This window comes from Idiomarina baltica OS145, assembly GCF_000152885.1.
In the GTDB taxonomy this organism is placed as follows: Bacteria; Pseudomonadota; Gammaproteobacteria; order Enterobacterales; family Alteromonadaceae; genus Idiomarina; species Idiomarina baltica.
This window is the reverse complement of record NZ_CH672406.1, coordinates 285,775-307,641: the sequence shown is the minus strand read 5'-3', so window position 1 is coordinate 307,641 and position 21,867 is coordinate 285,775. Positions and strand designations below refer to the sequence as shown.

At 47.7% G+C, this 21,867-nt stretch carries 22 protein-coding genes; 19 read left to right on the top strand and 3 right to left on the bottom strand.

All coding sequences use genetic code 11. The annotated features are described in order from the left end of the window. Positions 1-38 precede the first annotated feature (38 nt). From prfB to OS145_RS09060, 3 genes are all read left to right on the top strand, one after another. Positions 39-1,137 (top strand): peptide chain release factor 2 gene (gene prfB, locus OS145_RS09070; protein ID WP_116287553.1). Its coding sequence is split into 2 segments (ribosomal slippage): positions 39-113 and positions 115-1,137, totalling 1,098 coding nucleotides; the frame shifts between segments, so codons are not numbered across the junction. Between the two features lie 46 nt (positions 1,138-1,183). Further along, positions 1,184-2,695, top strand: a complete 1,512-nt coding sequence (gene lysS / locus OS145_RS09065; protein ID WP_006956086.1) for a lysine--tRNA ligase — start codon at positions 1,184-1,186, stop codon at positions 2,693-2,695. 132 nt (positions 2,696-2,827) lie between these two features. Next, entirely contained in the window at positions 2,828-3,310 is a 483-nt protein-coding gene (locus OS145_RS09060; RefSeq protein WP_006956085.1) for a methylated-DNA--[protein]-cysteine S-methyltransferase, read from the top strand. A gap of 37 nt (positions 3,311-3,347) precedes the next feature. Here OS145_RS09060 and OS145_RS09055 read toward each other — a convergent pair whose 3' ends face one another. Continuing rightward, positions 3,348-3,830, bottom strand: coding sequence for an FKBP-type peptidyl-prolyl cis-trans isomerase (locus OS145_RS09055; protein WP_006956084.1), 483 nt, complete (start codon positions 3,828-3,830; stop codon positions 3,348-3,350). Between the two features lie 5 nt (positions 3,831-3,835). After that, complete coding sequence (gene ygfZ, locus OS145_RS09050; protein WP_006956083.1) at positions 3,836-4,735, bottom strand: CAF17-like 4Fe-4S cluster assembly/insertion protein YgfZ; 900 nt, start codon at positions 4,733-4,735, stop codon at positions 3,836-3,838. A gap of 74 nt (positions 4,736-4,809) precedes the next feature. Here ygfZ and OS145_RS09045 point away from each other — a divergent pair, with 74 nt between their 5' ends. Further along, positions 4,810-5,082, top strand: coding sequence for an FAD assembly factor SdhE (locus OS145_RS09045; protein ID WP_006956082.1), 273 nt, complete (start codon positions 4,810-4,812; stop codon positions 5,080-5,082). A 248-nt stretch (positions 5,083-5,330) separates the two neighbouring features. Here OS145_RS09045 and nadB read toward each other — a convergent pair whose 3' ends face one another. Then, complete coding sequence (nadB, locus tag OS145_RS09040; protein WP_006956081.1) at positions 5,331-6,935, bottom strand: L-aspartate oxidase; 1,605 nt, start codon at positions 6,933-6,935, stop codon at positions 5,331-5,333. 139 nt (positions 6,936-7,074) lie between these two features. On the opposite strand from nadB, the gene rpoE reads away from it, so the two are divergent. The 15 genes from rpoE to OS145_RS08965 all read left to right on the top strand — a co-directional run. Beyond that, positions 7,075-7,653, top strand: a complete 579-nt coding sequence (gene rpoE, locus OS145_RS09035; RefSeq protein ID WP_006956080.1) for an RNA polymerase sigma factor RpoE — start codon at positions 7,075-7,077, stop codon at positions 7,651-7,653. Between the two features lie 17 nt (positions 7,654-7,670). After that, positions 7,671-8,345, top strand: a complete 675-nt coding sequence (locus OS145_RS09030; RefSeq protein WP_050749994.1) for a sigma-E factor negative regulatory protein — start codon at positions 7,671-7,673, stop codon at positions 8,343-8,345. 13 nt (positions 8,346-8,358) lie between these two features. Next, the gene (locus tag OS145_RS09025; RefSeq protein ID WP_006956078.1) at positions 8,359-9,324 is read left to right on the top strand and encodes a MucB/RseB family sigma factor regulatory protein; all 966 of its coding nucleotides are present in this window, start codon (positions 8,359-8,361) and stop codon (positions 9,322-9,324) included. A 3-nt stretch (positions 9,325-9,327) separates the two neighbouring features. Continuing rightward, the gene (locus tag OS145_RS09020; protein WP_006956077.1) at positions 9,328-9,768 is read left to right on the top strand and encodes a SoxR reducing system RseC family protein; all 441 of its coding nucleotides are present in this window, start codon (positions 9,328-9,330) and stop codon (positions 9,766-9,768) included. A 106-nt stretch (positions 9,769-9,874) separates the two neighbouring features. Next, positions 9,875-11,686 carry a translation elongation factor 4 gene (gene lepA, locus OS145_RS09015; protein ID WP_006956076.1) on the top strand — a complete coding sequence of 604 codons (1,812 nt, stop codon included), beginning with the start codon at positions 9,875-9,877 and terminating at the stop codon, positions 11,684-11,686. 33 nt (positions 11,687-11,719) lie between these two features. Further along, positions 11,720-12,577, top strand: a complete 858-nt coding sequence (gene lepB, locus OS145_RS09010) for a signal peptidase I (protein WP_006956075.1) — start codon at positions 11,720-11,722, stop codon at positions 12,575-12,577. Then, positions 12,574-13,260, top strand: a complete 687-nt coding sequence (gene rnc / locus OS145_RS09005) for a ribonuclease III (protein WP_006956074.1) — start codon at positions 12,574-12,576, stop codon at positions 13,258-13,260. Before lepB ends, rnc begins: the two co-directional genes overlap by 4 nt. Continuing rightward, positions 13,260-14,207 (top strand): GTPase Era, encoded by a 948-nt coding sequence (era, locus tag OS145_RS09000; protein WP_006956073.1) that lies wholly within the window; start codon positions 13,260-13,262, stop codon positions 14,205-14,207. The genes rnc and era overlap by 1 nt, the downstream gene beginning before the upstream one ends. Before the next feature lie 6 nt (positions 14,208-14,213). Further along, complete coding sequence (gene recO / locus OS145_RS08995) at positions 14,214-14,900, top strand: DNA repair protein RecO (RefSeq protein ID WP_006956072.1); 687 nt, start codon at positions 14,214-14,216, stop codon at positions 14,898-14,900. Between the two features lie 8 nt (positions 14,901-14,908). Beyond that, positions 14,909-15,637 carry a pyridoxine 5'-phosphate synthase gene (gene pdxJ / locus OS145_RS08990; RefSeq protein ID WP_006956071.1) on the top strand — a complete coding sequence of 243 codons (729 nt, stop codon included), beginning with the start codon at positions 14,909-14,911 and terminating at the stop codon, positions 15,635-15,637. After that, complete coding sequence (gene acpS / locus OS145_RS08985; RefSeq protein WP_006956070.1) at positions 15,637-16,020, top strand: holo-ACP synthase; 384 nt, start codon at positions 15,637-15,639, stop codon at positions 16,018-16,020. Before pdxJ ends, acpS begins: the two co-directional genes overlap by 1 nt. A gap of 3 nt (positions 16,021-16,023) precedes the next feature. Continuing rightward, entirely contained in the window at positions 16,024-17,364 is a 1,341-nt protein-coding gene (gene rlmD / locus OS145_RS08980) for a 23S rRNA (uracil(1939)-C(5))-methyltransferase RlmD (protein WP_006956069.1), read from the top strand. A gap of 4 nt (positions 17,365-17,368) precedes the next feature. Further along, positions 17,369-19,540, top strand: coding sequence for a GTP diphosphokinase (gene relA / locus OS145_RS08975; RefSeq protein ID WP_006956067.1), 2,172 nt, complete (start codon positions 17,369-17,371; stop codon positions 19,538-19,540). A 5-nt stretch (positions 19,541-19,545) separates the two neighbouring features. Further along, on the top strand, positions 19,546-20,325 hold the full coding sequence (gene mazG, locus OS145_RS08970) for a nucleoside triphosphate pyrophosphohydrolase (protein WP_006956065.1): 780 nt from the start codon (positions 19,546-19,548) through the stop codon (positions 20,323-20,325). A gap of 89 nt (positions 20,326-20,414) precedes the next feature. Further along, positions 20,415-21,867 (top strand): CTP synthase (locus tag OS145_RS08965; RefSeq protein WP_006956064.1); only part of this gene is annotated, 1,453 nt, incomplete at its 3' end.

Below are 21,867 nucleotides of genomic sequence, written 5' to 3'. Positions count from 1 at the left end.
TACCCGTTTATGCCAATTAAACAACTAAGGGTCATGTGATGTTTGAGACAAACGCCACTTACAACGCCATTAAAGAGATGCGCTCACGTAGTGAGGCACTTAGGGGGTATCTTTGACTACGCTCATAAAAAGGAGCGTTTAGAAGAAGTTACCCGAGAACTTGAACAACCTGAAGTGTGGGATGATCCGCCCAAAGCCCAAAGTTTGGGTAAAGAGCGCGCTGCACTTGAGCAAGTGATTGAAACACTCGATAACTTAGAACAAGGGTTAGAGGATATCGAGGGTTTAGTCGACTTAGCTGTGGAAGCAGAGGATGAAACCACCTTTGATGAGGCTGAACAAGAGTTAAAAGAGTTATTGACTCAGCTAGAGGCGCTCGAATTTCGTCGCATGTTTTCACGCGACAATGACTCATCAGATTGTTACGTGGATATTCAGTCGGGCTCTGGGGGGACGGAAGCCCAAGACTGGGCAAACATGCTATTACGCATGTATTTGCGCTGGGCTGAAGCGCATGAATTCAAAACAGAGATTACCGAGCTTTCTGAAGGTGAGGTTGCGGGTATTAAATCGGCGACAGTGCGTATTGCAGGCGAATATGCATACGGTTGGTTGCGTACCGAAACAGGCGTACACCGCTTAGTGCGTAAATCGCCCTTTGATTCCGGCAACCGACGCCACACATCATTTGCATCGGTATTCATTTATCCTGAAGTCGACGATGATATTGAAATAGAAATTAATCCGTCAGATTTACGCATTGATACCTACCGCGCTTCTGGTGCGGGTGGACAGCACGTTAACCGGACGGATTCCGCGGTGCGAATAACCCATGAACCCACAGGGATTGTGGTGCAATGTCAAAGCGATCGCTCGCAACATAAAAATAAAGACTCTGCGATGAAGCAATTAAAAGCGAAATTGTATGAGTTAGAGATTCAAAAGCAGAACGAAGATAAACAGGCGCTGGAAGATTCAAAAGCGGATATCGGCTGGGGCAGTCAAATTCGTTCGTATGTGCTCGATGATGCGCGCATCAAAGATTTGCGTACCGGCATCGAGAACAGAAACACACAGGCGGTGTTAGATGGTGCGCTCGATCCATTTATCGAGGCCAGCTTAAAGAGCGGTCTGTAGCCAAGTTAAGTCGCGATAGAAACGTATTCGAAGAGGAAGCAAGATTATGACAGATAAGTCGCAAACGCCAGAAGTTGATGTAAACGAACAAATCGCGCAACGAAAAGCGAAGTTAGCGGCGTTACGCGAGAAGGGCGTTGCCTTTCCAAATGACTTTCGCCGTGATTCACTGGCAAAGGATCTTCACGCTGAGTATGACGAGGCGGACAAAGAGTCGCTTGAGCAACAGGGCGTTCGCGTTAAAGTCGCGGGTCGAATGATGACCCGTCGTATCATGGGTAAAGCGAGTTTTGCGACGATTCAAGATATGTCGGGAAAAATTCAGCTATACGTAGCCCGTGATAACTTGCCAGAGGGTTTTTATAACAGCGAATTCAAAAAGTGGGACTTAGGCGACATCATTGGCGCCAGTGGCGTATTGTTCAAAACCGGGACAGGCGAACTGAGTGTGTTAGTCGACGACGTGCGTTTATTGACCAAGGCGCTGCGTCCTCTGCCAGATAAGTTTCACGGTTTGGCGGATCAAGAAACACGTTATCGTCAACGTTACCTTGACTTGATTACCAATGAGGAGTCTCGTAACACGTTTTTAGTGCGTTCGCGCGTTATTGATTACATTCGTCGCTACCTTAACGAACATCAATTCCTGGAAGTTGAGACGCCAATGATGCAAACCATTCCAGGCGGAGCTGCTGCGCGTCCATTTTCAACTCATCATAACGCGTTAGATATGGAGCTATTCCTAAGAATCGCTCCAGAGCTTTACCTCAAACGTCTCGTCGTCGGTGGTTTCGAAAAAGTATTTGAAATAAACCGCAACTTCCGTAATGAGGGATTATCGACTCGTCACAACCCTGAGTTCACCATGTTGGAGTTTTACTGGGGCTACGCAGACTATTTCGATTTGATGGATATGACGGAAGATATGCTACGGGGTATCGCTCAAGATGTATTGGGTTCAACCACATTTGAAAGTGGTGGCGTGACTTATGACTTCGGCCAGCGCTTCGAGCGCATGACGGTGTTAGAGGCGATTATTAAATATATGCCTGAAGTTACCGAGGAGCAGCTCAACGACCGCGAACAGGCGACCGCTATCGCAGAGCAAGTCGGTGTGGATGTCAACTCGGCTTGGGGTCTAGGAAAGATCCAGATTGAGATTTTCGAAACCGTTGCTGAACATCGTTTGATTCAGCCTACATTCATCACGGCGTATCCAGCAGAGGTGTCACCTTTGGCACGTCGTAATGACGAGAATCCATTTGTGACCGATCGCTTTGAGTTTTTTGCGGGTGGACGCGAGTTGGCCAATGGCTTCTCGGAGCTGAATGATGCAGAAGACCAAGCGCAACGCTTCCGCGATCAAGTGGAAGCTAAAGAGGCGGGCGATGATGAAGCGATGTTCTATGATGAAGACTATGTCACAGCGCTTGAACACGGCATGCCGCCAACCGCGGGTGAGGGTATCGGTATTGACCGTTTAGTGATGTTGTTGACAGATTCATCGACCATCCGAGACGTACTCTTATTCCCTCATATGCGTCCTAAAGCAGATTAAGTCCAAAATAATCTAACAGCCACCCTTGCCGGGTGGCTTTTTTTTGGTCTACCATTTAATAAATTAGAAAAAAGAGACAAGGAAACGTTCTTTACTATTCAATTTTATTAAACATTATGCTTTGGAGATTGAATGTACCACTTAGAGTTTGACACACCGCTTGGGCACATGGTGGCTATGGCGAATGAGGCACATCTGACGGGTCTTTATTATAAAGATCAAAAAAATGTGCCAGACTTAAGCCATTCGGTTGTCAACCATAAGCATCCTGTGTTGGTGCAAACACAAGCGCAACTTGAAGAGTACTTTGCTGGCGCGCGTCAGAAATTTAGCCTGCCTTTACGAGTAAAAACGACAGAATTTCAACAGCAAGTGCTTTCGACACTTACACAAATAAAACCAGGCGACACATTATCGTATCAGTGTATTGCTGAGCGTATTGGACGACCTAAAAGCGTACGCGCTGTTGCTAATGCGGTTGCGAGAAATCCATTTATTATCGTCATTCCCTGTCACCGTGTGATAGGCATAAAAGGTGAACTAAAAGGTTTTTCGGCGGGGGTGCATCGAAAGCGAGCACTCATTAATCGAGAGCAAAAATTAAGGGGCGAATAATCGCCCCCTAATTCATTAACCGTTAATCACTGAGTGATTAGTGGTCTTCACCATCTGCGTGAACGTGACCGTGTTCAAGTTCTTGCTCAGTTGCGTCACGTACTTCGACAACTTCAACGTCAAAGTTTAAGTTTACACCTGCTAATGGGTGGTTACCATCGACAGTCACTTCGTCGTCATTAACTTCGACGATGATGACTGATTGGTCGCCTTGGTCGGTGCTTGCACGGAACTGCATACCGGGTTGAACATCGTTTTCGCCAAACAAGTTACGTGGAACTGTTTGGATCAAACCTTCGTGACGTTCGCCGTATGCTTCTTCAGGACCGATTTCGGCGGTAAATTTCTCGCCGACTTCTTTACCTTCCAATGCATTTTCTAAACCAGGGATCAGCATGCCTCGGCCATGGATAAAGCTCAGTGGATTGCCTTCCTTAGACTGATCCAATGTTTGACCTTCAGCTGTCTTAACAGTGTAATGGATGGCGACCACTTTATTCGGGGCAATTGCTTCGCTCATAATAGTTAACCTAATTGATACGGCAGTGTGTGTATTTCCAAGAGACCATCGTCGTCACCTTGCAAACGGAGTGGGGTATCGATCTCAATATCGATCGGTAATACCACTAAACCATCTACTTGGGTGTCGGTACGATTCACTGCCATAATTATCGTACCTCCTCGACGCCAATTTTCGCCCACTTTCCGCTCAACCTGCGCGCCCACCTCAAAGGGGACGTGTGCAGTACCACTTACACGAAATAGTGCGCGTTTTTGTTTACCCAAGTAACGCATTCGGGCAACAGTCTCTTGGCCGATATAACAACCTTTCTTAAAATCAATTCCGTCCCAGGCTTGTACATTCAACATCTGGGGTACGAATTGTTGCGTAAGTTCACTTATAAGTTGAGGACGCACTCGCTCTATTTCAAGGGCATCCCATAACTTTTCGTCAGAATTTGATTCGATTTCTGATTTATATACTAGCACGAACTGATTTGGCTCGCTTCCAACCTTAAGTTTTGCAATAAGATCGGCCTCATTGGGAAGTTCAAATGTCTCGCTTGAACCCACTAAACCGATCAAATTGAGGTCTGACGATTTATCTTCAAAAGTGACTTTATTAAACACGCCATACTTTTCAAATTGCGCCAATGAGGGTGCGATAGCTGAATGTTTTAATATCAGCCAAAACTCATTATCGCTGTGGCAGTAGAGCCAGAATACGCTCAACGTTTTGCCGGTCGGTTCACAGTGGGCCGAATAACACAGATCACCCGGTTTGAGTGCATTAACGTTAGCCGTCAGTTGTCCCTGCAAAAAGCTGCGCGCATCGTCTCCAGTTACCGAAAGGAGTCCATAGCTCGCTAACGGACACAGTAACGTTTGGTCAGTAGAAGTGAGTTCTGACATGACTTTGCTCATTTAAAAGGCTCCTTTCATTGCCATGTCATGCTAATATGAGGCTATTGAAATTGAATTCAAGGTTGGGAGTAAAAATGTTCACACTAAAACAATCTGAGGAAGCATTAAAAGACAAACGACGGCTTAAATGGGCTTGTCGTCGCGGAATGCTCGAGTTGGATGTGTTGTTTGAACCCTTTGTCGATGAAGCGTATGACCACTTAAGTGAGGAAGATAAAGCGATTTTCCGCCGCCTTGTAACGTGTGACGACCCAGACTTGTTCGCTTGGTTTATGGGTCATAAAAAATGTCCTGATGCTGAACTTCAGCACATGGTCGACCTGATGTTGGCGCGCGTAAAAGTTTAACGGTTATGCTTCATCTGCAGTCTGAAAACAGGCTGCTTTCGGTCAGCGAAGATAGCTTACAATGGTGGGTCGATGGTCAGTTGTGGGCGGGCAAATGTAGATGGCGGTTTGTTTTAAATCGCTGGCTACTTATTCAGTTACGTCCTCATACGAACGTTGGCAAAAGGCGGCGTCTTTATTTTTGTATCCATCGTCGCCGGATAACGCCGGCGCTGTGGTGTCAGCTCCGGCGTTGTTTGAATTGCCAGCTATAGGTGTTGCGGTAATAGTCGAGTTGGCTTAGCGTTAGGATCAAGATCGGGGTAGTCTAAGGTATAGTGAAGCCCACGACTCTCTTTACGTTGAAGTGCGCTGTGCACGATGAGTTCGGCTACTTGAACTAAGTTTCGCAACTCTAACAGATTATTACTGACCTTAAAGTTACTGTAATAATCGTGTATTTCTTGCTGTAGCAGCTGTATTCGATGCAGGGCGCGTTCTAGTCGCTTAGTGGTCCTGACGATGCCGACATAGTCCCACATAAACAAACGTAATTCGTGCCAATTGTGTTGTATCACCACCTCCTCATCGGAGTCACTGACTTGACTCTCGTCCCAAGCCGGCAGCCGATCAATGATAGGTGCTTCGTGACTTTGTTCGAGAATATGTCGCGCAGCAGCACGGGCAAAAACTAAACACTCTAATAGTGAGTTGCTCGCCATTCGATTTGCGCCATGTAGTCCTGTGTAGGCGACTTCACCTACTGCGTACAGTCGAGGGAGGTCGGTTTGCGCATTGAGGTTAGTCGTAATACCACCACAGGTGTAATGAGCAGCCGGCACGACCGGGATGGGCTGCTTACTCATATCGATGCCAAGAGAAAGACACTTGTCGAAGATCGTTGGAAAATGTTGACGCAAAAACGCTTCGCTTTTGTGCGAGATATCCAGGTACATGCAGTCAGCACCTAAACGTTTCATCTCATAATCGATAGCTCGAGCAACCACATCACGCGGTGCTAATTCGGCACTTTCGTGAAAGCTATCCATAAATCGACTACCGTCGGGGCGTCGCAACACGGCGCCTTCGCCACGTAACGCTTCGGTTAATAAAAAGCTTTGCGCGTTCGGATGATAAAGACAGGTCGGATGGAATTGATTGAACTCCATGTTAGTTACACTGCACCCTGCACGCCATGCCATGGCGATGCCATCACCACTGGCGATATCAGGGTTACTGGTGTATTGATACACCTTGCTTGAACCGCCTGTAGCAAGCACTACAAACCGCGCGGCGGCGGTCTCAACACGCTCAAGCTTACGGTTCCACAAGTAAGCCCCATAACAACCCAGCTCACGCTGTAAGCGTCGACCCGTTATCAAATCGACGGCGTTAAATCGTTCTAATACCTTGATGTTGGGATGTGCCAATACCTTGCCTTGCAACGTTGTCTGAACGGCTTTGCCGGTGGCATCGGCGGCATGCAGTATACGTCGATGGCTATGACCACCCTCTTGGTTAAGATGATAGGTCGGCGCATCTGCTTTAGATTCGACCTGATCAAACCCCACGCCCTCATCGATCAGCCATTGTAAGGCTTCTCGCGCATGACGTGTGGTAAACTCAACAGTTTCGCGCTCACATAAACCAGCGCCGGCAATGAGGGTATCTTCGACATGGCTTTCGATGCTATCGGATTCATCGAACACTGCCGCGATTCCTCCTTGAGCGTAGTAAGTAGAGCCCTCGGTCAGTGGTCCTTTACTAACAATAATCACTGAATGGTGGTCTGCTAACTGCAAAGCGGTGGTCAAACCGGCGGCGCCTGAACCAATGACAAGAACATCTGATTGATAATTTGCTGCAGGTTCCATAAAGTACTCATTAAGGATTTTGCTCGATTTTACGCAAACTGAAAATTTTTGCGAACTTTTTACGAGCACGGCGGTCAGACCTAACGAATACATGAGCCGCCAGTGCTATGTAGTGATTAGCAAGGGAGACAAGGCTCGGATGAGCGAACAAATGACGGACCAACAGCTGGTCGAACGTGTACAAAAAGGTGATAACCGCGCATTCGACTTGTTGGTAAAAAAATACCAACATAAAGTCATGAGCTTGATCTCTCGTTATGTGAAACAACAAGGCGATGTAGCTGATGTGGCGCAAGAAGCGTTTATAAAGGCCTATCGTGCCCTACCTAAATTTAGAGGTGAGAGCGCATTTTACACGTGGCTTTATAGAATCGCGGTGAACACGGCGAAAAATCATTTGGTTTCACAAGGGCGCAAGCCGCCTGCATCGGATGTTGATGCAGAGGATGCTGAGTATTATGAAGGAAGCGGAGCACTAAAGGATGCCGGGAGTCCTGAGCATCAGTTATTAACGGATGAAATTCAAACCGTTGTGTTGCGTGCTATAGATGAATTACCAGAAGACCTTAAGCGGGCTATCACTTTACGAGAGATTGAAGGCTTAGGGTACGAGGAAATCGCTGTCGAAATGGACTGCCCGATAGGTACCGTACGCTCGCGTATCTTCAGGGCGCGAGAGGCCATTGACAGCCAATTAAGACCGTTGCTAGAACGGTAATTGATAGAGGAATCTTTATGTCTAAAGCCCATTTGTCCAACGACAATTCGGAGTCAGCAATGGACCGCCATGAGTCATGGTCGTCATTGTTTGATAGCGAGCTTGACGTGCTTGATCAAGCTGACTTTGATGCGCAGTTGGAAGATGCAGAGCAAAGCGATAGATGGTATCGGTACGGTGTAATTAGGAGCGCCATGAAAGGCGAGCTTAATCACAACGGTCCGTTGGATATCAGTGCTGCCGTAGCAGCAGAAGTCGATGCAATGCCATCTGCTAATAATGCGGTAGACTCCGATAACGTGGTGCAAGCGCACACTTCGTCGCGTTCGGCGGCAGCCCGCAAAGCTGCATTGCGCTGGTTTAACCCGTTAGCGAAAGTTGCGGTAGCCGCGGGTGTGGCAGCGGTCGCGCTAGTAACGGTACAAACGTATCAAACGCCGATGGATGCGTCGGGTGTTGAACAACCATCGATTCTGACTAATCCGATGGGAGCACGAGAGCCGGTCAGCTTCAGTCCAAATGCTGCACCGTCTGCTTCAGCGCAAAAGGCGATCGAACAGTCCATGCGTCGGCAAGCGCAATCTTATATGATTGATCATCAACAACAGTTGATGATGTTGAGTAGTGAAGCGGCTAACAATGAAGAGACAACTGAGACAAACAATCAACAGGACCCGCAATCTCCGCAGTAATTGAGGAATGGATATGAAACCGGGTGTTTGGCTTGTATCGTTGACGCTGGTGTTGCTTTCAGCTTCGCCAGCGTTTGCACAACAAGAGGCAGAACAAGTCGCACAAAGCGATGGCGAGCGTTGGTACGACTTTATGTCGACAGCGCTTAATGAACAAAACTTTGAAGCCTCTTTGGTTTACGTGCTAGGCGAGCGTATCGAACCTTATCATTGGCTACACGCCGTTGAGCCGAATGGTGAACAGTTGGAGCTGATCGTACAAATGAACGGCCCTGGCTTTAGGGCGCTGCGTATTGGCGATAAGGTTTCTCATTTTCATCCAGCAGCGAGAGATTACTCATTACGCGCTAATTCAATTAATCACCTGATCCCACCTGCCTTTAGCGAAAAGTTTGAAAAAATTCAGAGTTATTATCGCGTAGTTGCTGTGGGCGGCGCACGTGTACTCGACAGAAAAGCGCAACATATTCGACTGATCAGCAAACATGATAATCGCTTTGGCTTCTCGGTCTGGGTGGATCGCGACTCAGGCATGCCGCTTAAAGTGATGATGATCAACGAAGACGGTATTCCCGTCGAACAGGTACAGATGACAAGCTTAGCTTTACGACAGGATCCGAGCCCATTGCTTGAGGAGTTGAAGCGGTTGTCGATGCCTCCTTTGATTCAAGTAACGACAAATAGTCAACAAATGCAGCGCAGTCTTCGACCATTATGGCACCCAGAGGGATTTAAGCTCGTCGAGCAGAAACACCATCAACTCGCTGTTGATAATACGCCTGTCGATCATTATCTGTTCACCGATGGGCTGACAGAGTATTCGGTTTATATTGCGCCTCGCGATGCCGAGCAAACTGGTGCTATGAGCGTTGTCGGAAGCCAAAACCTCTATACTGAGCCACGCAATGATGTGATAATTACGGTCGTGGGGCAAATACCCATTCAAACAGCAAAACGCATTGTTGCAGAGGTGCAATAAGTAATGAAAGAACTGGCGCAGGTGGTTGCGGTTGATGGTGAAAAAGTAACAGTCTCGACGCAGCTAAAGAGTGCGTGTTCGGGGTGCGAACAGAATACAACGTGTGGTGCAGGTATTTTGAGTAAAGTGTTCTCCGATCGACACTCAACATTTGTTGTAAAAACTCAGTCTCCAGTGACGGTAGGTGAATACGTCGAGTTGTCAATTCCTGAACAACAAGTGACTCGTTTCGCGTTGTTACTTTACGGATTGCCCGTTCTCACCTTATTGTTGCTTGCCAGCGTGTTAACATCCTTCACCTCGATCTCTGAGGGCTACACGATTCTGCTCTCATTTGCAGGTTTTGCTTTGAGCTTTTTAGCTTTACGTTTGTGGTTCCGCCTTCGTGATGTGCGCGTAAATCAGTTGCTCGTCGTGAGCACACCCGCGCAGCCTAGCCTGTGAAAACCGATAAATATCTTTAGTCTTGCCGCTAACATCGGTATGATCAGGCGAGTTTTGAATTCGCTTCGAGCCACAGTAGCTCGCTGATTTTTGTAGAGGTGTATCAATGCCGGACAAGGCGTTTAAGCAAAGTAATATCAGAAACTTTTCTATTATTGCGCATATTGACCATGGTAAGTCGACATTATCCGATCGACTCATACAACACTGTGGTGGTCTAACTGATCGCGAAATGGCGGAACAAGTACTTGATTCGATGGACTTGGAACGTGAGCGTGGTATTACGATTAAAGCGCAAAGTGTTACTTTGCATTACACGGCAAAAGATGGTGAGACCTATCAGTTAAACTTCATTGATACGCCAGGACACGTCGACTTTTCTTATGAAGTGTCACGTTCGCTGGCCGGGTGTGAGGGTGCATTGTTGGTGGTTGACGCGGCACAGGGTGTAGAGGCGCAAACATTGGCGAACTGCTATACCGCTATTGATATGGACCTCGAAGTGGTTCCTGTACTCAACAAAATCGACTTGCCACAGGCCGATGCAATGGGCGTAGCTCAAGAGATTGAGGATATCGTGGGCATCGAAGCCGTCGATGCGGTGCAATGTTCGGCAAAAACCGGTATTGGCATTGAAGAAGTGCTAGAGCGCATTGTTAAACAAATTCCTCCTCCCCAAGGCAATGAAGATGACGCGTTACAAGCGCTGATTATCGACTCGTGGTTTGATAACTATCAAGGCGTTGTGTCTTTAGTGCGTGTTAAAAACGGTACATTACGTGCTGGCGATAAAATGACCGTCATGTCGACAGGGCAGTCTCATCAAATTGATAAAGTCGGCTTTTTCAATCCCAAACCCCATGAAACGGGTGTGCTTCACACGGGTGAAGTTGGGTTCGTAATTGCCGGTATTAAAGATATCTTGGGCGCTCCTGTCGGTGATACCTTGACCACCACGCGTAACCCAGCAAAATCGCCGGTTCCGGGCTTTAAAAAAGTGAAACCGCAGGTTTATGCGGGAATGTTCCCAATCAGCTCCGATGATTATGAAGCCTTCCGTGATGCACTGGGTAAGTTATCGTTAAATGACGCGTCGCTATTCTACGAGCCAGAGAACTCCGCTGCGTTAGGATTTGGCTTTCGCTGTGGTTTCTTGGGTATGTTGCATATGGAAATTATCCAAGAACGACTCGAACGTGAATACGATATCGATTTGATTACGACCGCACCGACCGTTGTTTACGAAGTAGAAACCAAGTCGGGTGATATTGTAAAAGTCGACAACCCGGTCAACTTACCGCCCGTTAATGATATCGAGACGATTTTTGAGCCGATTGTTGAAGCCAATATTTTAGTGCCGCAGGAGTTTGTCGGTAACGTCATTACTTTATGCGTTGAAAAGCGTGGTTTGCAAACGGCGATGAATTATCATGGCAAGCAGGTCGCCGTGACCTACGAAATGCCGATGGCAGAAGTGGTGATGGACTTTTTCGATCGCCTTAAGTCGACCAGCCGTGGTTATGCGTCATTGGATTATCACTTTAAGAAGTTCCAAGCAGCGGATATGGTGCGTGTTGATATTCTGATTAACGGTGACCGTGTCGATGCGTTGGCGTTGATAGTACACCGTGATCATGCCGAATCACGTGGCCGCATGCTAGTGGATAAAATGCGCGAATTGATTCCTCGTCAGCAGTTTGATATCGCGATCCAGGCGACGATCGGGACGCATGTTATTGCACGTTCGACGGTTAAACAGTTGCGTAAGAACGTCACTGCAAAATGCTATGGCGGTGATATTAGCCGTAAGAAAAAATTATTACAGAAACAAAAAGAAGGCAAAAAGCGCATGAAGAACCTCGGCAACGTAGAAGTGCCGCAGGAAGCGTTTTTAGCTGTGTTAAAAGTAGGCAAGTAGCGCTAAAGAGAAAACAAAAAGGGAAACAGGCTGATGGCCAACTATTTTTCGATTATCCTAACCGTGGTGACGTTAATTGCCGGTGCTTTGTGGTTATTTGATGCACTGGTGTTGAAGAAGAAGCGGGCGGCAGGGGAGCCGCAGAATTCGGTAACTGAGTTTGGCCAGTCGGTCTTTCCTATTCTCGCGATCATTTTAGTGGTGCGTACGTTTTTGTATGAACCATTCCAAATACCCTCCGGTTCGATGATGCCCACCTTGTTGAAAGGTGACTTCATTCTGGTAGAGAAATACGCCTATGGCTTGCATGACCCCTTATTTCAAAAGGAAATCGTCGAAACGGGTAAACCCGAACGCGGCGATATTGCGGTGTTCAAATATCCTCTTGAACCGAGTATTGATTATATAAAGCGTATTATTGGCCTGCCCGGCGATCGCATTATTTATCGTGATAAGAGCCTCTATATTGAGCCGAAGTGCAAAGGCGACGAAAACTGCAACGCCATTCGTGTAGAAAATGTTATGGTTGATGATGCGCCCGTGTATTATTCTGGAGGGAGCGCGTTAACAACGTACGAGGCACATATGGGATCGGTAACACACCAGATCTTGTTAGATTCTCGCGTGAGCCCACGAGTGCCTTACTATTTTAAGCAAGCAGGTACACAGCCTACTGAGTTCGTGGTGCCAGAGGGGCATTACTTTGCTATGGGCGACAATCGAGATAACTCTGAGGACAGTCGCTATTGGGGCTTTGTGCCCGAAGAGAACTTGGTAGGTAAAGCGGTATTTATGTGGATGAGTTTTGAAATGGATCGCAGCAGCGAGAGTATTTTGCCGCAATGGGTGCCTACAGGAATAAGGTTTGAGCGTTTAGGGAGTATTGAGTGAGTTTACCAAAACCACCGTTAACTCAGTTAGAACAAATAATTGGCTACCGATTTGAGCGTCAAAGTCTATTAAAGCAGGCGCTAACACACCGTAGCGCGCATGCAAATCATAACGAACGGCTTGAATTTTTAGGCGACTCGATCCTTGGCGTGGTTATCGCCGAGGCGTTATTTAGTCGGTTTCCGAAAGTCGCAGAAGGCGACTTGAGTCGTATGCGTGCCGCCATTGTTTGTGGGCGGTCGCTCGCGCGATTGGGTAAGAAAAAAGGTTTAGGTGATTACTTGTCACTGGGCCAAGGTGAATTAAAGAGCGGCGGTTATCGTCGTGAATCTATTTTAGCTGATGCGATGGAAGCCATCATCGGCGCGATTTTCCTTGATAGTGATATGGATACGGTCAAGCAAGTCGTGTTGGGATGGTTTGAGGAACAATTAGAAACTATCAAGCCAGGTGCCAGCCAGAAAGATCCGAAAACGCGCTTACAGGAATGGTTGCAGGCACGTCAACGTCCTTTGCCTGAGTATGATGTAGTGGCAACGCAGGGACAGGCGCACAATCAACAGTTTACCGTGACCTGCACCATTGAAGGACTCCCAGAACCTCTGTTAGGCACGGGAACCAGCCGTAGAAAAGCTGAGCAAGCCGCGGCGACGTCCGCATTAGAACAGTTACAGGTATCTTGATGAATTTAGATGATATGCTCAACAATGCCTTAGGTGGCGCTGGGCAAATTGATGAAAATAAACAGTGCGGCTTTGTCGCCATTGTTGGTCGACCCAATGTTGGTAAGTCGACTATGCTTAATCGCATCTTGGGTCAAAAAGTCAGTATTACCTCGAGTAAACCGCAAACAACGCGTCACCGCATTTTAGGTGTAGATACCGAGGGTGATTATCAGACGGTTTATGTTGATACGCCAGGGATGCACCTAGAAGAACCTCGGGCGATTAACCGTGTAATGAATCAAACCGCATCATCAGCGCTCAAAGACGTCGATTTGATTTTATTTGTGGTCGAAAATACGCGTTGGAATGACGATGACGTCATGGTTTTGGAAAAGCTGAAAAAGACTGAAACACCGATTGTACTGGTCGTTAATAAAGTCGATCAAATTAAAGACAAGAATAAGTTGCTGCCACACCTACAATGGTTGAGCCAACAGCTCAGCGTAAAAGAGATTATTCCCGTCTCAGCAAAAACCGGCGATAACCTAGAACCCTTGCGCGATATCGTGAAAGGCTTTTTGCAAAGCGGCTATCACTTTTACCCGGCGGACTATGTAACCGATCGCTCGGTACGCTTTATGACCGCCGAAATTATTCGCGAAAAATTGATGCGGTTTACGGGTGAAGAATTGCCTTACGAAACGACCGTTGAAATAGAACAGTTCGGGCAGTCGGAACGCGGAACACATCATATCCATGCCCTGATCTTGGTCGAACGCGAGGCGCAAAAGCGTATGGTCATCGGTGAGAAGGGCCAAAAGTTAAAAACAATTGGCACCGAGGCGCGTAAAGATCTTGAACGTTTGTTGAATAACAAAGTGTTATTGAAGCTCTGGGTGAAAGTGAAGTCAGGTTGGTCAGATGACGAGCGCGCGCTGAAGAGTTTAGGTTATCGAGAGGACTAGCGAACGATGCAACCAGCGTTTGTGTTACATCGCTGGGATTACCAAGAGACCAGCCTCCTTGTAGACTGCTTTAGTCTGGAGGATGGTCGTGTTCGCTTGTTGGCCAAAGGTGCTAAGCGTAAAACCTCAAGTTGGAAAGGTGTGTTACAACCTTTTATTCCCCTTAACGTGCAATGGGGTGGGCGCGGTGAGTTAAAAACGCTGACTCACGCTGAGGCGATGTCCCACAACTACGAACTCCGTAGTGACTTTCTCTATAGTGGTTTTTATATCAACGAACTATTACAGCGCGTGCTACCGCAGCACGTTGCGGTACCAAGTTTATTCGAATGTTACCCCCAACTATTACAGCGCCTCGCTGACAAACAACCTATCGAAACAACATTACGTTGGTTTGAATGGCAGCTGCTGGATGAACTTGGCAGTGTATTTGAGTGGCCGCAACTGGAGCAACGTAATGAACTCCCCGAAACACTTTATTTTCGTAGTTACAGCGGATTTAGCGTGGATTATCACGATAGCGATTGTGTCACTATCAGCCGCGATGAAGCCATTGCATTGGGGCAAAGCGATTGGCTCAATGATCCACTCACCGAGTCGCAACGATACAATTTAAAACGTATTATGCGTCATGCGTTAGCGCCATTTATCGGCGATAAACCGTTACGTGCGCGCGCCTTGTTTAAACGTTAGGAGAAACGATGAAGAATATCCGTTTAGGTGTCAATATTGATCACGTCGCCACCGTACGTAACGCGCGTGGTGTTAGCTACCCCGATCCGGTGACTGCGGCAGCCATTGCCGAGCAAGCGGGGGCTGATGGAATTACCATACACCTGCGCGAAGATCGTCGTCACATCACCGATCGCGATGTAGCCATGTTACGGCAGACGCTTAATGTGCCTATGAACTTAGAGATGGCGTGCACCGATGAAATGATCGGTATCGCGATTGATACACAGCCGACTTACAGTTGTTTAGTTCCAGAGAAACGCGAAGAGCTCACAACCGAGGGCGGGTTGGATGTCGTGGGCCAACAACAACGTATAGCCGCAGCTGTTAAGCAGCTTGCCGATGCCGGCATTTTAGTCTCGTTATTTATCGACCCTAACCATGCGCAAATTGATGCAGCAAAAGCGTGTGGTGCGCCTATTGTTGAATTACATACAGGTGCATACGCGGAGGCGGAAACGCATGCGCAACGTGAACACGAGTTTCAGTTATTAAAAGAAGCCGCAACTTATGCAGATAAACAGGGTTTGCAGGTCAATGTGGGTCATGGACTGCACTATCACAATACACTTGAAATCGCGCAAATTCCGCAGGTAGTTGAGTTAAACATTGGCCACTCAATTATTGCGCGCGCTGTATTGGTGGGTCTAGATCGCGCTGTACGCGACATGAAAGCAATTCTTGAGCGAGCTCGCTAATGGCGATATTTGGCATGGGCACTGATATGATTGCTGTTGCGCGAGTGGAGACATCGCTGGCGCGCGGCAATGGCCTGGTAAAACGCGTATTAACCGAATATGAACAAGATATTTGGTCGCAACACCGTGCCCCAGCAGATTACTTAGCCAAACGATTTGCAGCAAAGGAGGCGTGTGCCAAAGCATTTGGTACGGGCATTGCGCAAGGGCTTTCATTTCAACATATGGAAGTCCGCAATGATGCGCTAGGGCGACCCGAGTGGGTGTTTTATCAGCGAGCTCTGCAATGGTGCGAGCAATACGGCATCGCCCATGCACACTTGAGCATTAGTGATGATAGTGGGTTTGCTATCGCGACAGTGATTTTAGAAACGAGTAGTTAAACAATGGCGCAGTTTTTTAAGCCCAAAGGCCGCAAAAAATCCACATCGAATTATGTATTAACAGGTACTGCAGATGCGCTCGACCATCAGGGACGCGGTGTGGTTAGGCTATCAAAGCAGGGCAAAAATCGGGTTTATTTTGTTCCACAAGTGCTACCGGGCGAGACGGCTCAATTTAAGGTGACCGGACAACAAAATACCGAATTGCTTGCACGCCAAAACGCTTCCGAGGAGAGGCGTCAGGCGCCATGTCCCTACTATGAAGACTGTGGTGGATGCGATTTACAGCATATTAATGAGACACACCAGCGGCGTCATAAACAGCAGGTAGTCACTGAATTGTTCGCTAAAATGGCAGGTGTGCGAGACGAGTTACCTTGGCATGAGACGTTAATCGCCGATGATTGGCAATATCGTCGAAAGGCACGCTTGGCGATTTATCAACGCAACACAGCAGAGCCGATGCGGTTAGGTTTTCGGGCGCACTCAAGCAAACATATTGTTGATATTCCGCAGTGCGTGGTTTTAGATAGCGCTCTTAATCGTGTGCTTGATGATCTTCGGTCAATACTTTACGAAGCTCAAATAGGCCCTAAGTTGGGTCATATCGAGTTGATCAAAGCGCGCGATGTACACCTGTGTCTGCGTATCACTCAGTCTTTAAGTTCGGAGCAAGAAAAGTGCCTCCGAGCCTTTTCGAGTGACAGTCAGTGTACGCTTTGGCTCGATGATGGTCAGCAAATTACTTCATTGGCGGAGGACGTAGTCTGCTTCGATGAGACCATTGATGGCGATCGACTGGTATTCATGCCTGGGAACTTTATACAGGTGAACGCGAAAGTTAATCAGCAAATGGTCAAGCAGGCACTGAATTGGTTGGCACCACAAGCCGAGGATGAAATCCTCGATCTGTTCGCGGGCATTGGTAATTTTACTTTGCCGCTCGCACGGCGTGTAAAATCGGTGACCGCAGTCGAAGGTGTATCAGCAATGACCACGCAATTGGCTGCTAACGCGGCGGCTGCAGATCTCAGTAATGTTCACGCACAGACTTTTGACCTCAGTACTGATCAAGTGAGTCGTTTACTCAAAAAGGGCTTTCAACGTGTTCTTCTTGATCCGGCACGGGCCGGTGCCGAAAAGGTCTGTCAGGGCATCGCACAACTCGAAGCAGATAAACAACCTGTGCAAATTGTGTACGTTTCTTGCTCGCCGGATACACTGGCTCGCGATAGTCGTTGGTTATTGGATAACGGCTATGAGATTACGCATATCAGTTTAGTTGACATGTTTGTACAAACGCATCACATTGAAACAATGGTGAGCTTCAAAAAGGTAGTATAAAGTCATGGTCCATGTTCGCAGTACACATGTTGATGATCCGCAGTATCAGGATGCGGCACAACACTGGTTAGTCAGTGTCAAAGATGTCAGCACACTGGAAGAAACCGCGAACATGCTCGCCAAGCGCTATTCGGACCACGCTGATGCCTTACTCAAAGGCAAAGAGATGGTGGAGATTTTGGCTCCACTCAATCTTGATACTGAGTCGTTGCTTGCAGCATTGTACGCTCCGCTGGTCGATAAGGTGATGCTTGATATTGACGACTTGCCGATCGAACGTTCATTGCAAGTGTTACTGCGCAACGTCCAGCAAATGCAGAATATTTCTGAGTTACAGTCCTTTCAACATGGCCAACCTGATGGCGCGCAAATTGATAACGTGCGGCGCATGCTGTTGTCTATGGTTGAAGATGTTCGCGCGGTGCTTATTAAGCTTGCCGAGCGCATCTGCTTTCTGCGCGAGGTGAAAAATGCCGATGAGGAAACGCGTGTATTAGCGGCTAAGGAGTGCGCAGAAATATACGCGCCATTAGCCAATCGTTTGGGTATTGGACAGCTCAAATGGGAATTGGAAGATATCGCCTTTCGCTACCTGCATCCCAAAACCTACAAAAGCATCGCACAGCAGCTAGATGAGCGGCGTTTAGATCGAGAAAGTTATATCCATGACTTTGTCGAGGACTTGCAACATTCGTTGCAGGAGCAGGGCATCATCGCTGACGTTTACGGTCGTCCCAAGCACATTTTTTCGATTTGGCGCAAAATGCAGAAAAAGCATCTTAGCTTCGAGCAGTTATTTGATATTCGCGCTGTACGAATTTTGACGCATTCGTTGAAAGACTGTTACGCCGCTTTAGGCGTTGTGCACTCACGTTGGCGCCATTTATCCTCAGAATTTGATGATTATGTGGCAACGCCAAAGCCGAATGGCTACCAATCGATCCATACGGTGGTGGTCGGCCCCGACAACAAAAATGTCGAAATTCAAATTCGTAGCCATGAAATGCACGATGATGCAGAACTCGGAGTTGCCGCGCACTGGATGTATAAGGAAGGCGCGCAAGCAGGTAAACGGCATGGTTTCGAAGAAAAGATCGCATGGCTGCGTAAGCTACTGGCTTGGCATGAAGATATGGCTGGGAGCGACTCGTTAGTCGAAGAGATACGTTCCCAGGTATTTGAAGATCGGGTCTATGTGTTCACGCCGAAAGGTGAGGTCATTGACCTTCCCGCAGGCTCTACACCCTTGGATTTTGCCTATTATATCCATAGTCAGGTCGGTCACCGCTGTGTCGGCGCGAAAATTGATGGCCGCATCGTACCTTTCACCTACCAACTGCAAAACGGTGACAAAGTTGAAATACTGACTCAGAAAAGTGCGCAACCACGTCGTGATTGGTTAAATCCGCAAATGGGCTATCTGCATTCTTCACGCGCGCGAAGTAAAGTACATACTTACTTTAAAAAGCAGGATCGCGATAAGAATTTACAAGCCGGTAAAGAACTGCTCGAGCAAGAGCTAAGCAAGTACGGTTTGAGTTTAAATGCTGCCACTAAAGCGCTTGAACGCTTTAATGTGAGCCAGTTAGATGATCTGCTAGCCGCTATTGGCGCAGGCGATATTAGACTTCATCAAGTGGTCAACTTTATTAAGCCGGCACCGACGGAAGAGCAGCAGCTCGCTCGGATTAAAAAGCGAACCGCACAGCAAACTAAGCCCGTCGGTGGTACCTCCGAAGTGACTATTGAAGGGATTGGTAACTTAATGATGCAGTTTGCACGCTGTTGCCAACCGATCCCCGGCGAACCGATTCGTGGATTTATAACCCAAGGGCGTGGCGTTTCGGTTCATCGGCAAGACTGCGATCAATTACAGCACCTACTTTCACAGCACCCTGAACGGGGGATTGAAGTGTCTTGGTCTGCTCGTACGCAGAAGGAGTATCGCGCGTCGGTTCGTATTTCAGCGTTGGATAGAAATGGCTTATTGCATGATATCACCAGTGTTCTGGCCAACGAAAAAGCAGCGGTATTACAAATGGATAGTGAGTCAGATGCGCAGTCGCAGTCGGCGACCATTTGGCTGAAGTTAGCGGTTAAAAATAATCAGGCGTTGCAAAAGATCATTCAGCATTTACGCCAATTACCCGGCATTGAACAAGTTCAAAGGAGTTAATAATCATGCAAGCAGTGGGTATCGAGGCGCTCAAACAGGTTATGCAGCAGCTACGCGACAAACAACACGGCTGTCCGTGGGACCTCAAACAAACTTTTGAGTCGTTGCTACCCTATACCATCGAAGAAACCTATGAGGTGGTCGACGCGATCAATGGGGGCGACCGCGCAGCGATGAAAGATGAACTCGGTGACTTACTGTTTCAAGTCGTATTTTATGCGCAACTTGGTGAGGAAGAGGGAAGCTTTGATTTTGAGGCTATTGCTCAGCATACTGCCGATAAACTGATACGCCGCCATCCTCATGTGTTCGAGCAAACCGACGGTGCTTTATCCGATGCCGAGATAAAGCAGCAGTGGGAAGCGATAAAGCAACAAGAGCGTAAAAGCCAGCAAGCAGAAACTGTCTTTAAAGACATTCCGAGTCAGTTACCGAGTGTGCTAAAAGCCGCTAAGCTTCAAAAGCGAGCGGCTTCTGTCGGCTTCGACTGGACGGAAGAAGAACCCATTTATGCAAAGGTTTATGAAGAGATCGATGAGGTTCGCACTGCCGAAAACGATGACCACCTGGAAGAAGAAATCGGTGATTTATTATTTGCTGTGATTAACCTTGCTCGCCATAAGCAGGTGAACCCAGAACGTGCGCTTCAGAGAGCGAACAATAAATTTGTGCAGCGCTTTCAAGCGATTGAAGCGATGCTAAGCGCCCGTAAACAAGCGGCGGACGAACTGAGTTTGGACCAACTTGAAGCACTTTGGCAAGAGGTAAAATCGGCGCAAAAGTGATGCTTTTATTTGTAGAAATGGGTGCGCTTAGGTATACTATTTTCCCGTCTTAAGAAATCCCTACATTGACCTGACCAACTGGGTAACACATGGCGACAAATTATATTTTCGTAACCGGCGGCGTTGTATCCTCGCTGGGGAAAGGTATTGCTGCAGCTTCACTGGCTGCGATTCTTGAAGCACGGGGCCTGAATGTCACCATTCTAAAGCTCGACCCTTACATTAACGTCGATCCAGGCACGATGAGCCCGATCCAACACGGTGAAGTTTTCGTCACCGTCGATGGCGCAGAAACAGACCTCGATTTGGGTCATTATGAGCGTTTCATCCGTACCCGCATGACCAGTCATAATAACTTTACTGCGGGGCGCGTTTACGAGGACATTATCCGTCGTGAGCGAAAAGGTGAGTTCCTCGGCGCGACCATTCAGGTCATCCCACATATCACCAATGAAATTAAACGTCGCATTATTGAAGGCGGTAAAGGCTCGGATATCGCAATTATTGAAATCGGCGGCACCGTGGGTGATATCGAATCACAACCTTTCTTAGAAGCGATTCGCCAACTTGGCACTGAAGTCGGCCGTGATCACACCTTGTTTATGCATTTGACGTTAGTGCCTTTCTTGGGTGCTGCGGGCGAGGTAAAAACCAAGCCCACGCAACACTCCGTGAAAGAGCTACGCTCGATTGGTATTCAGCCGGATGTTTTAGTCTGTCGTTCGGATCGTTCGCTGCCACCTTCAGAGCGTTCAAAAATCGCGCTTTTCACCAATGTTGAGGAGAAAGCGGTCATTGGTCTGCGTGATGTCGATAGTATCTATAAGATCCCATCGATGCTGAAGTCGCAAGGACTCGATGAGATCGTGACACATCGCTTCCGTCTTGATTGCCCAGAGGCTGATTTGAGCGAATGGGAGCAAGTACTGTATCAAGAATCGAATCCTAACGGCGAAGTGACCGTCGGTTTTGTTGGTAAGTATGTTGAGTTACCGGATGCGTATAAATCGGTTAATGAAGCCCTTGCCCATGCAGGTTTAAAAAACCGTCTTACGGTTAATATTCGCTACATTGATGCACAAGACATCGAAACCAAAGGCACCAGTAAGTTAGCTGATGTCGACGCTATTTTAGTGCCTGGTGGTTTTGGTGATCGGGGTATCGATGGCAAGCTAAAAGCCGCGCAGTATGCGCGTGAAAATAATATTCCGTATTTAGGTATTTGCTTAGGTATGCAAGTCGCGCTTATCGAGTACGCACGCAATGTGGCCGGGATGAAGGATGCGAACAGCACTGAGTTTCAGCCCGATTGCAAACAACCGGTGGTGGGTTTGATTACCGAGTGGATGGATGCTAACGGTCAAAAAGAGCTGCGCGACGAAAGTTCCGATTTAGGTGGCACGATGCGTTTAGGTGCACAGGAATGTCATTTAGAGAAAGGCTCGAAAGCAAGCAAGATGTACGGTGCTGAAGTGATCGAAGAACGTCACCGCCATCGCTACGAAGTCAACAATAACTACATCGAAGCGTTAGAGAAAGCAG